Origin of the sequence: Bartonella sp. B1098 (assembly GCF_944896145.1) — a bacterium.
In the GTDB taxonomy this organism is placed as follows: domain Bacteria; phylum Pseudomonadota; class Alphaproteobacteria; order Rhizobiales; family Rhizobiaceae; genus Bartonella.
In genome coordinates this window covers 993884-1007908 of record NZ_CALYLP010000002.1, presented here as the reverse complement: position 1 = coordinate 1007908, position 14025 = coordinate 993884, and the positions used below count along the sequence as shown (strand labels likewise).

At 46.3% G+C, this 14025-nt stretch carries 14 protein-coding genes and 1 tRNA gene; 2 read left to right on the top strand and 13 right to left on the bottom strand.

Going from position 1 to position 14025, the window contains the following annotated elements; all coding sequences use genetic code 11:
- Window positions 1–14: 14 nt before the first annotated feature.
- Entirely contained in the window at window positions 15–992 is a 978-nt protein-coding gene (locus NNJ85_RS04235; protein ID WP_254473805.1) for an ABC transporter substrate-binding protein, read from the bottom strand.
- 186 nt (window positions 993–1178) lie between these two features.
- On the opposite strand from NNJ85_RS04235, the gene NNJ85_RS04230 reads away from it, so the two are divergent.
- Window positions 1179–1253, top strand: a tRNA-Gly gene (locus NNJ85_RS04230).
- 291 nt (window positions 1254–1544) lie between these two features.
- Window positions 1545–1802 (top strand): hypothetical protein, encoded by a 258-nt coding sequence (locus tag NNJ85_RS04225; protein WP_254473803.1) that lies wholly within the window; start codon window positions 1545–1547, stop codon window positions 1800–1802.
- Between the two features lie 60 nt (window positions 1803–1862).
- Here the strand turns inward: NNJ85_RS04225 and NNJ85_RS04220 are convergent, their stop codons facing one another.
- The 12 genes from NNJ85_RS04220 to NNJ85_RS04165 form a co-directional block, all read right to left on the bottom strand.
- On the bottom strand, window positions 1863–2858 hold the full coding sequence (locus tag NNJ85_RS04220) for a phage late control D family protein (RefSeq protein ID WP_254473904.1): 996 nt from the start codon (window positions 2856–2858) through the stop codon (window positions 1863–1865).
- A complete protein-coding gene (locus NNJ85_RS04215) occupies window positions 2858–3112 on the bottom strand; it encodes a tail protein X (protein ID WP_254473202.1) in 255 nt (84 codons plus the stop codon). Before NNJ85_RS04215 ends, NNJ85_RS04220 begins: the two co-directional genes overlap by 1 nt.
- On the bottom strand, window positions 3109–3579 hold the full coding sequence (locus tag NNJ85_RS04210) for a phage tail protein (protein WP_142416576.1): 471 nt from the start codon (window positions 3577–3579) through the stop codon (window positions 3109–3111). Before NNJ85_RS04210 ends, NNJ85_RS04215 begins: the two co-directional genes overlap by 4 nt.
- 11 nt (window positions 3580–3590) lie before the next feature.
- Window positions 3591–5924: a phage tail tape measure protein gene (locus NNJ85_RS04205; protein ID WP_254473801.1), complete on the bottom strand. Its 2334-nt coding sequence runs from the start codon at window positions 5922–5924 to the stop codon at window positions 3591–3593.
- Window positions 5925–6055: 131 nt separating this feature from the next.
- Complete coding sequence (locus NNJ85_RS04200) at window positions 6056–6469, bottom strand: hypothetical protein (protein ID WP_142416578.1); 414 nt, start codon at window positions 6467–6469, stop codon at window positions 6056–6058.
- Between the two features lie 9 nt (window positions 6470–6478).
- A complete protein-coding gene (locus tag NNJ85_RS04195) occupies window positions 6479–6997 on the bottom strand; it encodes a phage major tail tube protein (RefSeq protein ID WP_254473800.1) in 519 nt (172 codons plus the stop codon).
- On the bottom strand, window positions 6994–8283 hold the full coding sequence (locus NNJ85_RS04190) for a phage tail sheath C-terminal domain-containing protein (RefSeq protein WP_254473799.1): 1290 nt from the start codon (window positions 8281–8283) through the stop codon (window positions 6994–6996). The genes NNJ85_RS04195 and NNJ85_RS04190 overlap by 4 nt, the downstream gene beginning before the upstream one ends.
- 180 nt (window positions 8284–8463) lie before the next feature.
- Window positions 8464–9708 (bottom strand): hypothetical protein, encoded by a 1245-nt coding sequence (locus NNJ85_RS04185; protein ID WP_254473798.1) that lies wholly within the window; start codon window positions 9706–9708, stop codon window positions 8464–8466.
- A gap of 343 nt (window positions 9709–10051) precedes the next feature.
- Window positions 10052–12049 (bottom strand): transposase domain-containing protein, encoded by a 1998-nt coding sequence (locus tag NNJ85_RS04180; protein WP_254473797.1) that lies wholly within the window; start codon window positions 12047–12049, stop codon window positions 10052–10054.
- Entirely contained in the window at window positions 12046–12504 is a 459-nt protein-coding gene (locus NNJ85_RS04175; RefSeq protein WP_254473796.1) for a hypothetical protein, read from the bottom strand. The genes NNJ85_RS04180 and NNJ85_RS04175 overlap by 4 nt, the downstream gene beginning before the upstream one ends.
- On the bottom strand, window positions 12501–13535 hold the full coding sequence (locus tag NNJ85_RS04170; protein WP_254473795.1) for a ParB/RepB/Spo0J family partition protein: 1035 nt from the start codon (window positions 13533–13535) through the stop codon (window positions 12501–12503). Before NNJ85_RS04170 ends, NNJ85_RS04175 begins: the two co-directional genes overlap by 4 nt.
- Window positions 13535–13933 carry a hypothetical protein gene (locus NNJ85_RS04165; RefSeq protein WP_142416958.1) on the bottom strand — a complete coding sequence of 133 codons (399 nt, stop codon included), beginning with the start codon at window positions 13931–13933 and terminating at the stop codon, window positions 13535–13537. Before NNJ85_RS04165 ends, NNJ85_RS04170 begins: the two co-directional genes overlap by 1 nt.
- Window positions 13934–14025: the final 92 nt, after the last annotated feature.

The window sequence follows — 14025 nt, the reverse complement described above, 5'->3', positions numbered from 1 at the left end:
TCTCTCAACAAAAGTTATTGAATCACTTTTGTTGCGCGGTCAATAACGGCCTGCGGAATAACAATTCCTGCCTTTTTTGCTGCTTTCAGATCAATTCGAATGTCATTATTAGCGGCCTGCACAACATCAATATCACCAGGTTTTTCACCCTTTAGAATACGCACAACCAACTTTCCAGCATCAACCCCAACATCGTAGAAATTCACACCTTGTGTCATAAAAGGACCACGTCCTATCGTATTCGCATCAACAGTAAACACAGGCATATTGGTTTCCTGTGTGACCTTTATGGCTCCTTCTAAAACAGACAGAATCGTATTATCAGCAGGAACAAAAATAACATCGACCTTACCGATTAAAGCACGTGTTGCTGCCTGAACATCTGACGGCTTTGGTGCCGATGAAGGAATGATTTCAATTCCAGCTTTTTTTGCCACATCCTTTAACGTCTTAAGGGTTGAAACAGAATTTGCCTCAGAAGCATTATAAAGATAACCAATTTTTTTCAAATCCGGTTTTACTTCTTGCAAAAGTTTAACACTTTCAGCAACATCGATACGATCAGAACTCCCCGTCATATTACTACCAGGCTTGGTCAGCGAAGAAACGATTTTAGCTCCGATAGGATCAGAAATCGCTGCAAAGACGATAGGTATTGTTTTTGTTGCCGCAAGCATTGTTTGCGCTGAAGGTGTGGTAATCGCTACAATAACATCAGGTTTATCACCAACAAATTTACGTGCAATTTGCGTTGCTGTTGAAATATTACCCTGCGCTGATAAAAAGGTCAGTTGAAAATTCTCACCTTGCTTATAACCATTTTCTGCAAGAACATCTTCCACCCCTTTACGAACAGCATCCGCCGCAGGATGGATCATAATTTGTGTTAAAGCAACTTTAACGTGCTTAACTTGGTCATCGGCTTTTGCAACACTGTTCATCATAAAAACAGCTGCGATGACAATCCCTAATATATTTATTCTCTTCAACATTATACTCCACCCCTCTCCATGCAAAAATTAAAAAAGGAATGATTTATTACTGAAAAATCTTCTAAAATCAATCTTTATTTCATTTTATCGAAACATAGACAAAATAAATCAAACTGAGATGATATTTTTTTGTTGCAATTCATAGAAGCCTACGCCATACAAGCAAAGTGTATATCGAATCGGTGAGCGGGTGTAGCTCAGGGGTAGAGCACAACCTTGCCAAGGTTGGGGTCGTGGGTTCGAATCCCATCGCCCGCTCCATTTGAATTTTGATTATTGGATTGTAGCTGTAGCTTGCCAGCAGGTTTTGTATATTTTGCCACCAGGTTTTGTACCAATTTATTTTCTTTAAAATGATTTTTAAGGAGTTCTCAAAGGGTCTTCAAAGACCTTTCAAAGATCATTTTAAGCCTCTTTAATGAGTCTTTATTTTTCTTCTCTTAAAGGTCGCAATTTCTGATGATCAGTCATGAGCAAGAATCGCATTAAAAGAATCGTATTATTTGAGAAGAAGCATGCATAAAATGGTACCTTTTCTTTAGCATAAACTGCGTGACAGCTTTTCGGTTTTCTGAGGCATTATTAAAAAACAAAAGAAGCTTGGAAAAATTCGGTCATGTTGACCGTATTGCACTTCTATATGCAATTGCGCAATGTTTGCACTATTACTTGTTTGAGGAATTGGGTAAACATTACCCTATTGCTGGCCTCATGCAATTGGATCAACTTGATCCTATTGCTCCTTTAAGGTATAGGGACAACTTGTCCCAATTGCTCTCTCCCACCCAAAGTGCAAACCTTGCACTTTAATCTCAAGAAACATCACTACCGATCAAAGGAGCAGGTTGCACCTTTGATTTTCTGTTCTGATCAAGTTTCCCTTTCTCCTGTTTCCTTTCCTTGATTTAGCGCTTCTAGGGTAATTTCTGTGATGTATCCGCTTTGCTTTTCATAGCGATGGGTCACGGTTGCAGCATGCCATGGGCCATTGATTTCGCCTCGAAACCCTTGAAGCAAAAGCGGTTGCCCCGCCATGATTTCAGGGCGCCCCTCAAGGCTTAAAGAACCACTACCCATGGCTCGACAAAGCCTATCCGACTCAGAAGCAGCCGCAGCTAAAGCTTGCTGCTCACAAGGGTAGCACGTCCGCAGACGGCGAATGGGCCCCGTATACCCTGTGCGATGCGTAACAACGTGCTGTTGCCCTTTTGTGCGATCAAAATACCGTGCTTCTATCATGCCATATTGGGTGCGCGGCTCAAGGTTAAATTCCCAATGGGAACAATCCTGTTGATGAATTGTCTGGAGAGGAAGATTGTCTCCGCTTAAAAATAAAAACTTATTGTCTTTGATCAAAAAACGCCCCTGCATCCGATCAGCAAGCCGGGTTAAAAAATCAATCGCCGATTGATTGGTGCGCACCACATAAGGCAAGGTTTGTTTGCTAAACTGTGGACTGACCTTTGCTTGATAACCATGACGTTTGGCAAGGCTCTCAACAATCTCAGCAATGGTTTTATGGTCAAAATGTTCGCTGTCCTGTTCTTTGATCTCCGCACGCATGGAAGCGCTTTTGCCACAAAGGCGCAAAATCTCTCCATCACTGCCCCCACAACTGGTCACCGTCTCCACAACAAAACGCCCCATAAAGGCACGAATGCTGTTCTCATAACCAAAGGTGACATGGAGTGCAGTGTTACTGGAGGGAATCTCTAAATCATTGCCGCTATCATCAAATTCCGCCTCGAATGTATCGGCTTCATTACCCGCATTGTCTGTGATGGTTGCCGTTAAAAGACGTTGGTAAAAAACTTCATGAACAAGCTTATCCCCTACCCTTACCTTAATAAAGGGATGTGTGCGCATTAATCCCATAGCCGTTTGACCACGCTGTTTTTTTCTTGGGAAATAAATTCAGGCAGAAAAACTTTTAAGCCCCGCGGTAAAAAAGTATCATACCCAGCAATCTCTGGATTAGCCTCCAGTGTGGCTTCTAAATAACCTTTCAGTAAACCAGCTTGCCTCCGGTCTCCTAAAACAGACAAGGCATGGTGATAACAAATGAGGTCTAAACTCATATCCTCTAGTTCGACCACAAGCTGTTTTGCGGGGATCTTCATGAGGTATCCTCCTCTTGCCCCCCTTGGTATTGCCCTATTTGATATTGACCTTGTGGTTTTCCCCCATCAAAAAACGGCAACAGGCTAATGGAATAGCGAATACGCCCCGATTGACCAGAGCGGCTAATATAGTCATGGTCTTTCGTGACACTGGTAATCACCACGGATCCAAGCATTAAGGCACTGTAGCTATCATCACTCATCCAACGGATCATCTGAACGGGTTGAGCCGCACGTATGGTTCTGGTGATGGCATCAATGGCAACCCGGTCACCAAACTCTTCTGGAAATAATACCCCGTGGATGGTTTTGGGATCATTGCCATAGCCGGTAAATTGCAAACCAGGGGCCCCACCAAAACGCTCTAAGCAAACCCATGAGGCAGAGAATTCCTCTTCAAAAGATTGGAAGTTCAACCAGTCCACATAAAATTGATGCGGTCCCAACATCAGCAAAGGATCTTGCATACTCCCTCCCCTTATTCTGTTCCGCCATGCAAGGCATTGGCCCCTGCCCGTTGCAAGGCATGACGAACCGCATAACCAGTTGCAATAGGATCACGCGCGCCATTGACATGCACCGTGACATTTTGATTGTGCGTAATGGGGACGCGTTCTTTGTCTTTTGCTTCTGTGAGAGGCGCATTGGCACGACCAGCCCCCGAAAATTGCACAACAGGCTGAGGCGTTTTGCCTCCTAAAAAACTTGGCAAATAATCTCTTACATCAATCGACCCAATCCACCCCTTTATGCGGTGAGGTAAAGATTTACAAAAGTCCGTCAATTGTGAGATGGTGCCCATAAAACCATTAACAATCCAACTCCCTAAATCTTCTCCGGCTTGTTCCATGCTTGCCTTGGCACTATCCGTGAGCTTTTCTTGAGAGAAAAAACGCTTCAACCACCCCCAAAAATTGGAAAGGCTTTGTTTAATCCCCTCCCACAAATCTTCAAAGCTTTGAGCAACAAAGGAAAGTCCTTGTTTAAACTTTTGCCAGTGGGCAGAAAAATCAAAGGCAGAAGCAATGATATTCTTCCAACGGGTGATGGTGCTGGTATCAGCACCAAAAAAACGCATGACAGCTTCAAAGGCACGACCAAAAGCGCGGATTAGCCCCCGTGCAAATCCTTTGACAAAGGAAGAAAAGCGATCCCAATATTTCCACAAAGCAAAACCAGCAGCCAATATGACAGCCACAACAGCAGCAATCAGAGCACCGATTGGGGTAAATACAGCCCCAACAACAGAAGCAATACCTGCCCCAACCACTTCGATCGCTGTCCCTATCCAGCCAAAAGAGGCAGCAAATGCTGTACCTGAAATTGCGATCCCTCGCAAAGCTCCCATCAATAAAGTCATGGGGCGTAAGAGTCGCAGTGAACTTGCCCCAAGACCTGCAGTTAACAAGCCCAGTGAGCGCCCTGAAGCCAAGAGCCCGCGCCAACTTGCCTTCAGCGCACCACTAACAGCCCTCATCTTGATAAAAGAGGCAATCAATTGCAGGACCCCAAGGCGGGTTCCCGCCATGGTAAAACGTACAACCCGCAAAGCAATATTAAAAGCCATAAGGGCGGCAATGGTTTTGATGATCACACCGGTTAAAACAGGGTGTTCATTAGCCCATGCCATCAGAACGTTTAAAAAACCACCAACAGTTTCCATTAAACTGTTGACAGGAGGCAGAAGCACTTCACCAATGGTAACCCCTAAAGCCACAATGCGGTTTTGTAACAGTTCAAATTGCCGCATGGCACCGGTTGCTTGTTTATCTGCCTCTTGTTCGACAGAGCCTTTAAAGACTTTTGGGTCTTCAACAAACTTTAAGGCTTGCCCTACCAATTCGGGGTTACCCACCAGTTTGGCAAAATCCCCAGTAAAGTCGCGTCCTGCAATGGCAATCAGTGAACGCATCCCCTGTTCGGATTTGCCCAACACATCAAAAAAACGCACCAAGGTACCGGTGGCATCTTTCTCCAAATCTTCCATAAATTTTTGACGAGAGAGACCAATATTGGTAAAAGCATCTTCAATATGCTTTCCTCCCGCCTGAATACGGGCACTGATAGAGTTAAAACCACGTGCTGCACTCTCTGGAACAATCCCAGCAGAAATCATCGCCGTCCCAAAGGCCGCCGTCTCACGGGCTGTCAGTTTAAACATGGTTGCCGCTCCGGTCGCCCGATTGGTAAAGTCAGACACCTCACTTGCCTTAGCCGCCATGTGGTTGGAAAGATGGTTGATAGCATCCCCTAAATCTTCGATGCCTGCTTGATTAAGCTTAAAGACATTGCGCAATTTGGCAAAGCGTTCCCCAATCTGATCCCCCGTCATATCAAAGGCGACCGCTGCTTTGGCGGCATAAATACTAAAAGCCTCGAGATCTTGTTCACCAATCCCTGCTTGGCTGGCACTGGTCATCAGTTCTAACACTTCACGAGCGGCGAGAGGAATTTTGGTGGAGGTTTCAAGCGCAAAACGACGCAATTCTTTTAAACGATCAAGGGGGGCATCCAGAACCTTTTCCAAGCCTTTCATCGATTGGTCAAATTGCATGGCTTTATAAAGAGGCGCAATTAAGGTTGCGGTTTGAGCCATGGCGCCTACCATGCGCCCACGCGCATGAATATAAGCATTTTGCGCTTTTGCTGTAGCTTCCTCCAAGTGCTCAGGGTCAAACCACCCTTTAAAATGCTTGCGTGTTTGGTTTTGGAAATGCGCAATATCGAGGCTAAAGGCTCTTAAGTCTCGCTTAGCAGAGGTGATCCCTTCTTGGAGATGATTCACAAAACGCACAACAAGGGAAACATCCATAAGCGTATCTCATCCTAACATTTGGCTTTCATATTCTTGTTGTTTCAAGCGCACTAATTCTTCGCGATAGGCAATCACATCCAGCCAATCCATCTGATTGATCTCTAGAGGAGACCAGTGGTAATAAAGGGCTAGTTCGGCTCCAAATTGTCCGGCATAGAGGATTGGCGTTTGGGAAAAAAAGCCAAAAAAGCCTTAAAAACAGCCACAAGATCAAGCAAATCAAGACGATTAATCAGTTCAACGGATTCATGCGACATCTCTGCCAAAAGTGCGGCGATTCCTTCCATGGCTGCATGGGTGAGTAACGCCTCACAAAGCTTGAAAATGAGAACATCATTGCTCAAGGGTGTTTTATCCTCTTCTAAAGCGGGGAGAATGAACTTTGCCAACTGTGGTCCCATCAACACGGCTAATTGGCGTGCTTGCTTGAAGTTTGGGCGATAAAAGGTCAATTTGTGCCGTGTGGATTCTTTGCCATCCTTGTCTTGATAGACAAGGGGAACCTGCAATTCCACAGCAACACTTGTTTGTAAACTGGTCATGATCAATTCCTATAAATTAAGTATAGCGCGGCGGCGTCCACCGATCTCTTGTCCATTGCGCACCAGCCAACCGCCTCGTTTAAAGGAAAAGCGGTGTAAAACAGAACCATCCCAAAATTCTGTGTAATCCCAAACATTCTTGATCTCGCAATCATAGCCTGTGGCTTTTCCAGCCGTTAAGCCTTCGCTATCGACTTTGACCAAGCGTCCTGTAACATCAATGGAATGTTCATGCTCGCGCCCATCTTCTTCAGATACCACATGTTTTTTGCCGGTAAATTTATGACGAAGACCAGGAGGGCCACCAAAGATACCAATGATTTCTGGAGTGTGGCTGCGGATTTTCATTTGCAAGGTTAAAGCTTTTACACCAAGACCACTCACATCAATTTGCATGTCAGAACCACCCGGTTGATAGGTTTCAGTGATTTCTTCCAACGTGGGAAGTTTGAGTGTCTCAAGATCAAGATGGAGATTGACATCATCATCAACAATCAGGGTAAAACCACGAACAATTCTTAAAGTCATACATCACTCCTTGCTGCCTTGCGATAACCCTCAAGCGTATCGCCAAAAGTATGGGTCATTTTATTTTGGATATCTTCAGAGAGCCGATTAAAGTAAGCGCCATTGCGCCGGCTTCCAAAGCTTAAATCTTCGAGAGGAGGGACTTCTTCTGCATCAAATTCCACCCGCAATTTTCCCAATTGCAAATTGCTGTTTGAATTCAAATCGCGGTCAAACCAGACACGTCCTCCTAAAAGCGCTCCACGGGCAATCATATCATCAAGAAACTGTGTAAGGCTGCGGGTAATAGCAATGACATGTTGGCCGGTCAGGTTTTCGTCATTAGCCCAAGGGCGTAAATTGTTAATGATGGTCTTTTCCAAGGCGGCGCGGGTGCGTACCACATTGACAAAACGCCAGAGTGGATCACTCGAGGTGGTGTGATTGCCCCATAAAATGCGTCCATTGGCAGCCAATTGACCTTGGGCATTTTGGCTAAGGCGGGCGGGAATAAAGGTGGCAATATCAGCTTGATTGAGACGATTAGCCTCATGATCAATTTCCCCATCAAAATAGCTAATGGGGCGTGCTGTGCCTAAAATACCTTTAACATCTTGATTGGAGGGAGACCAAAAAACACCTCCCTTTTGTTTGTCCCGTTTGATAAACATGGCTGCCACAAAGGGGCTTGCCGGTTTGATACTAAAGCCCCCCTCACTATTTGCTACCCGCACAAAGGGATCAATCAGATAACAAAAACGTGAGGAGAAATCTGCCCGAAAGGCAAGGCTTTCTTCCGTATTTTTGCCCCCCGTATCAAACACCGCAATGGCTTGGAGCTTTTCGGCAACCTGTTCTAGAGCATCTGCTAGCGGGTTTTTAGCATTATCAAGGCGCCCTGCACTATAAGCTGGCGCTAAGAGAATTCCAGGCTCCACACCTAAATGCCCTCTAGCATGCGCTAGGGCATGAACACCGGTTAAAGCAACACTTGACCCCACCATTTCGGTTTGTGTCTCAGCAATGGTGGATTTTTCTTCCACCCGCACGAAGATCACTTGTGCCTCAACCCCTTGCGCGCGAACGGCATTGATGACATCAAGGGCTGTGCCTTTTTGCCCAAGCTTTTGGATTTTCTCTGTCTCATGCGTAAAGACCAACACGGGCTCGTTAAGGGGATAGGTTTGTGCATCCGCATCAGGGGCTGTCACAACTGCCCCAATGGCGGTTTGGCTAAACATCTCTAAAGGACGAGAAGCTTGACCATCCTCAATGAGGCGAATACCATGATTAAATTCTGTTGCCATTTTGCTCTCCAAATCAATGAAGAGACAATAACAAGTATCACCATGCTCCATAAGACTGACAGTGTCAGTCAAAAAAAGCCCTTTGAGAGGGTTTTAAAAGAGCGATAAAAGGACTAAAAAATCATACAAAGCCTGCTTATATAACAAGCATCCGTTTGACTTGCGCTACTTGTTTTGTATTTAATCTTTCCATAATCTTATAAGAATGGCACCATCAGCACCAGCACCACTTGAACGATCAGTCCCATGAGAACCAGCACCCCCACCCCCAAAGCCACGCCCTGCTTTTCCTGAACCATAGGAACCTTGTCCAGTTCCTCCAGAGCCACCCCTTGATGTATCACCCCCAGCATCCCCGCCATTACCACTTATCTTGCCAGTAATTCCATCCGTTCCAGCACAACCATTGCCACCTTTAGCAATTCCTGGATGTTCGTCTGTTGCTAAACCAAAATTTCCACCAACACCTCCAGCACCACCAGAACCTGAATAGATGGAAGTCGTACTACCACCAAATCCCGAGTGAGAGATACGGGCGTCAGCTCCCCCACCCCCCTTTCCTCCGGTAGCGGTAATAAAATTTTTGCCAATGGTTGTTGTTTCTCCAGGCTTACCGCTTACAAAATTCTTTGCAATAGAAGCCCCTCCTTTACCAATGATGATATTCTCGTGACCGTTTAAACTGACTTTATAGCCATACCACACCGAGCAACCGCCTCCACCTCCACCTCCTCCTAATCCTATCCCAAACGCTCTACCACCACTGCCGCCGCCGCCCCATGCTTGGATCTCAACTTTGGTTTTATCGGTGACCCAATCGGGCCATTCAATTTTGCCATCTTGCGTATAGAGCAATTCAGCATCGGCAAGAGCCGGCCAATTTGTGATTTTATCGGTCAAATCTTTTTTAAGACTCTTTATCCCTGCTAAGATGGCGGCATCCACTTGCGCCTTGGTATAAACAACATCACCATCGATTCTCAAAGGTCCTTTAAGCGAGCTTCCCGTTGTATTTAAGTTAGTGACCACTTCACCATTATGGATTTGTGCCAGTGTTAAAGCGTCAATGATTTCACAAGCTATACGGTTCTTTTGAAATGCAGGCTTTTCAGGGATCATCTCCAAAAGCCCTGCCGTTTCTTTTAACGCTTCAACCCATTGTTGAACTTTGGCATTTTGCTTGCCCAATTGCCCCGCATAACTACCCGCATACCACTGCGAAAAGGTGCCATCCGGCATACCTATGCGCCGCGCCACTTCCGCCTTAGTCCAGCCATTCGTCCGTGCCAGAGCAATCACTGAATCCACAAGCGTGTTCCATAAAGCAATATCATCACTATTGCGGTTTTGTGCTGTCCCATCGGGCTGTTTTTTAGGTCGCGCCCAAGGATTTTTATCAACGGTTGCATTTATCGCGTACTTCATATATATTCCCCTCTCGTATTGATTTAGACAATCGATAAGGGGAAAGGCTAAAATCTTGCCCCTTATCTTTTATCTTCAATGAACATTTAAAGCCGTACGCAAAACAAAACCGGCTAACCTGACAAATCCCCCTCTCTTTCTTACACATCGGGGAACTTGCTAACTTCACGGCTCCGCGCTCAAATCAAGGCAAAAACACCTGAAAATTTAATCGTATTGATTTAAAATATTGAAATGGATTAAGACTTCTCCTCCCCCCTTTCTTTGTTAACGCTTCAAGCTGGTACGCGATACAAAACCAGCCCCCCTTGTAGGCACTCTTGTAAGTCCCCCCTCTCTTTTCCTAACTTCTAGGAAACTTGATCACTTCATGCACCTTACTTGAAGCGCTAAGGCGTCTTAAAGCTTGGTGCAAATGTTGACTAAACTCTCGAGAATCTAAAGCCTCATCATCCCCTAAAACCGCATCAGGGGCTTTTAAAGCGAGATTCCCCGCATTCTTTGGCATCAAGCGACTGACCTTTGGTTGAACAGGACGCTTGGATTTTGCATCATCACCCCTCCCTGCAACTTTTGCATAAACATCCGCCAATTGATCCGGAGCAAGTTTTGCCGCCAACTGCTTTTCTGTTTTGACAGCTTTCACATATTCTTTACGCAAACGCCCATTCAAACGCGCTGCCTGCTGGTCGTAAAAACCCACATCCGCAAGGCAAGGCGCCAGACAAAGCAACTGATTATTCAAATCATAAACCCGTAAATCTTGATGCAAATGATCAGGGTCAAAACGCACAATCACCTTTTCTCCCGCATAGCTATTCAACGCCCGCGCCCAATAGCGATTGCCATAAAAATGAATCTCACCTGTCCCCTTTTGCGTACGCAATGCTTCTGAGGTCAAAAGCCATAAAGCCCTCTGAGCTGCGGTTGCTTGCCGAACAATCGTCCCTTCTGCTGTCATACTTTTTGCAAAAGTCTCATCAAAACTGCGCCCCGCACATGTCAGCGCCTTACGTCCTGCTTGCGCATTATGCACCACAATCTGCGCCCCAACATGGGCTTTAAATTCTTCCAAATCCATCGCCCGCTTACCATAATCTTCAGGCTTAGCATCCGGTTTATTCCCCGTATAAGCCCCCGCACATAACGGGTGTTTAGAAATCGCTTCTGCCAAATCACGCCATGCCCGCTCAATCGGCTTTGACTGCCCGCTATAAGGGGTCGTCCATTGCAATTGAATGCCCAAACTGGTCAAAAGACCCTGCGGTTCATCCGCCTTAATCTTAAAACGAAAGCGGTTTTGCACACCCCCAGAAATCCATTTGCTGGTAAAAGCACGCCCATTATCCAAAGTCATACGCTCTGGTATTCCATAAGCCTCCACCATATCCCCAATCACCAAACGCACGATTTCCCAAGTCTCAGCATCCGACAGGCGCCACGATAAAATCTTGCCTGAATAAAGGTCTTGAATGGCAATCAAATAAAGCCGTACAGGCTTCGAGCCCCAAGGAACATTCACAAAAACATCCAACTTATGCCCGTCCATATTCACCGCTTCCATTGCATGCAGTGCACGCCGATCACGCCGTTGGGCGGGATAAAGCTTTTTTGCCATCTCCTCGCCCTCACGCGCTAATGCTACAACCGCCTTGGAAACTTGCGCCTTAAAACGACGGCGTAACGCCCGCTCTGAAGGGATCGGCGCCCAACCTTTCTCACGCGCAACCCCAACCATCCGCCGATAACATGCCGAAAATGCAGGGCGAGAAGGGCGTAAATAATCCGAACATAAAACCTCAAAAGCCTCTTCATGACAGGGAGCAAACGGCGAAGCAGTCTCCTCACCATAACAAGGCGCCAGCGCTGCCAACCAATCACACCGCGCGACCCCTTCAACCATCTGCCGCCAATTAAAAAGCGACATCCGGCTAACCCCAAACTGAACCGCGCACAAACTTGCTGCATCATGCACCCCCATACCGGCATGGAGTAAATCTTCCCAAAAACAAAGCGCCTTCAAACGTTGTTCACAACGGCTTTTATGCGCCTTTGAAAGCCCTTCATAACGCGCCCAAAGCGCTTCTTTTTGTCTCGTCTGCTCTGCCTTTTGCAAAACATCAACACCACCCGCCCGCAACAACAACGCCGCCCGCGCCCCCTCCGGCAATAAAGAGATATGATACTCCCAAACCGGCTTGGTCTTACCTACTGTTTGACGAAACAATTGTGTATTCAAACGCCATTTCTTAAGCGCAAGATTATTGAGACTAATTTTTGTCTGCGGCAATCCTGGCAAAGCCGCTTCAGCCAACTCAGCAATACTAAACCACTCTTTCATGGCTGCCCCCTCTTAATGCGAACCGGAACCGCACGCATTGCTTTTAATTGTGCGGCAATCTCACGCTGTTCCTGCTGCAATCGCGCAATCTCTGCCAAACGCGCTTCATCCCCTTGCAACAACAGCAAACCATCCTCACTCACCACCTCATCCCAAAGCCAAAAAGCCCCCGTCGCCCGTACAAAAGCTTTAAAACGGGGCAAAGAAATATCCACCTGCTTACTTTCCGCAACATAAGCATCCAAACTCGCCTTACTCAAACAACCAATGCCTAAATAATGCGCCATACGCTCTGCAATCTCACTGCGCTCATAGCGGCATTCTCGCAAAGCCCGCGCCATAGCCCGCTTAATGCGAGAGCGAAACCGCTCTAAATCAATCTGCGCAACAGGTTCACGACAGGGGAAAACCGGACGTTGAAAAAAATCAAGTTGATGAGAACCACGCGTCTTCATGCCTGCTCCTCCCCCGATTGCTTATTCAAATAATCATAAAACCGCGCCCGTGTCTGTGCATCCGCTCTCTGCCATACCCCCAACAATTGAGCAAAAATCCGTTCCTGTTCATTAACTTTCGGGGGTATATTAATCCCATTGACCAAATCAACAGCCCGCCGCAAATCCCCCTCAACTTGTTGCAAAGCAATCGCCACCCGCCGCTGCGCAACCGGCTCCATCTTCGCCAACTTCAACAACTGCGCTTGATTATCCGCCAAGGCCGTCCCCCGCAAAACAGACCGCAACTCCGGCTGTAAATGTTGGGCAATGCGGTTGAGAAGTTTCACCGACTCCTTCGATAAACCAATCCTATCGGCAACATGTGTGGCAAAATGCAAACTTTGCATTTTGCCATTTAAATCACCATCATTTGGCAAAGGGTAAAGTTTACCCTTTGCCACTTTCTCTCCTTCACACCCAGTTTCATGGTCATTTGAAGAGGCATTATCACTGATTTGAGCAATAGGGTCAACTTGACCCTTTGCCACTTTGTCCCCTTCACGTCCAGTTTCATTGTCATTTGAAGAGGCATCTTCGTTTGTTTGAGCAATTCGGTCAACTTGACCGAATTGCTCTTTTTTAACCTTATGTTGATTACTACCATCCCCACCACGCTTAATTTCCCCATACTTCTTTTCCCACAATTCGCGGTACGTCTGCACAAACAAGGCCCGGTCAATCACTGACAATTCATTACGAAACAAATTTTCCGCCACTTCTAAAAGCGCAGCATTCTCTTTATCTGCCTGCACCACAACCGCTTCAATGGCGCTATACCCTAAAAGCTCCGCCGCCCGTAATCGATGCGCCCCCGCAATCAACGTATAATGCCCCTCTTTCGCATTGGGCGTATGGCGCACTGTAATCGGGTTCATCAACCCTTCTCGTGCCATCGATTGGGCAAGCGCCTTGGCATGCTCATCATCAACAGGGCGTATACGCTCCGGTACAACAATCAAATCTAAAGCAATCTCTTGAAACCGTGCCATTATCCAACCGCCTTGTCCATTTCTCGTAAAAACAAATCCATCGCACGCCCAGCCCACCTTCGATAGGCTTTAGCAAATACAGGCTCTTCCAAACGCCGATTAATGACTTGCAAAGCAAGGAAAATAGCAGTTTGCTTGCGTGTTTGCATGGCAACAATACGCCGCCGCGGAACCTCAAACTGATAATGCAAAATATGAATAGCAATCTGTCGTGCTAATACCGCATCAAACAAGCCATGCGGAGGGTCAATAATATACCGGATTGGCAAATGCCGAAATCCACCACTCACCGCTTTTAAAGAACAGGAAAGCATCATTTGTAACCGTTCAGCTTCCGAATACGGATTAAAAATTTCTCTTTTAGCCTTTGGGGTCCATAAATTATAAGCCGCAACCATAACCACCCCCGATAAAGAAAATTTGACCACCTAACCTTAAAAAACAACCCATCCAATCGGCTGCTTGATGCGGCAACAGTGTGCAATTTCTC

Excerpts from the sequence above, each read along its gene's own strand:
- NNJ85_RS04235 (WP_254473805.1), bottom strand. The coding sequence starts at position 992 with ATGTTGAAGAGAATAAATATATTAGGGATTGTCATCGCAGCTGTTTTT.
- NNJ85_RS04220 (WP_254473904.1), bottom strand. The coding sequence starts at position 2,858 with ATGCGCACACATCCCTTTATTAAGGTAAGGGTAGGGGATAAGCTTGTT.
- NNJ85_RS04215 (WP_254473202.1), bottom strand. The coding sequence starts at position 3,112 with ATGAAGATCCCCGCAAAACAGCTTGTGGTCGAACTAGAGGATATGAGT.
- NNJ85_RS04210 (WP_142416576.1), bottom strand. The coding sequence starts at position 3,579 with ATGCAAGATCCTTTGCTGATGTTGGGACCGCATCAATTTTATGTGGAC.
- NNJ85_RS04205 (WP_254473801.1), bottom strand. The coding sequence starts at position 5,924 with ATGGATGTTTCCCTTGTTGTGCGTTTTGTGAATCATCTCCAAGAAGGG.
- NNJ85_RS04200 (WP_142416578.1), bottom strand. The coding sequence starts at position 6,469 with ATGACCAGTTTACAAACAAGTGTTGCTGTGGAATTGCAGGTTCCCCTT.
- NNJ85_RS04195 (WP_254473800.1), bottom strand. The coding sequence starts at position 6,997 with ATGACTTTAAGAATTGTTCGTGGTTTTACCCTGATTGTTGATGATGAT.
- NNJ85_RS04190 (WP_254473799.1), bottom strand. The coding sequence starts at position 8,283 with ATGGCAACAGAATTTAATCATGGTATTCGCCTCATTGAGGATGGTCAA.
- NNJ85_RS04185 (WP_254473798.1), bottom strand. The coding sequence starts at position 9,708 with ATGAAGTACGCGATAAATGCAACCGTTGATAAAAATCCTTGGGCGCGA.
- NNJ85_RS04180 (WP_254473797.1), bottom strand. The coding sequence starts at position 12,049 with ATGAAAGAGTGGTTTAGTATTGCTGAGTTGGCTGAAGCGGCTTTGCCA.
- NNJ85_RS04175 (WP_254473796.1), bottom strand. The coding sequence starts at position 12,504 with ATGAAGACGCGTGGTTCTCATCAACTTGATTTTTTTCAACGTCCGGTT.
- NNJ85_RS04170 (WP_254473795.1), bottom strand. The coding sequence starts at position 13,535 with ATGGCACGGTTTCAAGAGATTGCTTTAGATTTGATTGTTGTACCGGAG.
- NNJ85_RS04165 (WP_142416958.1), bottom strand. The coding sequence starts at position 13,933 with ATGGTTGCGGCTTATAATTTATGGACCCCAAAGGCTAAAAGAGAAATT.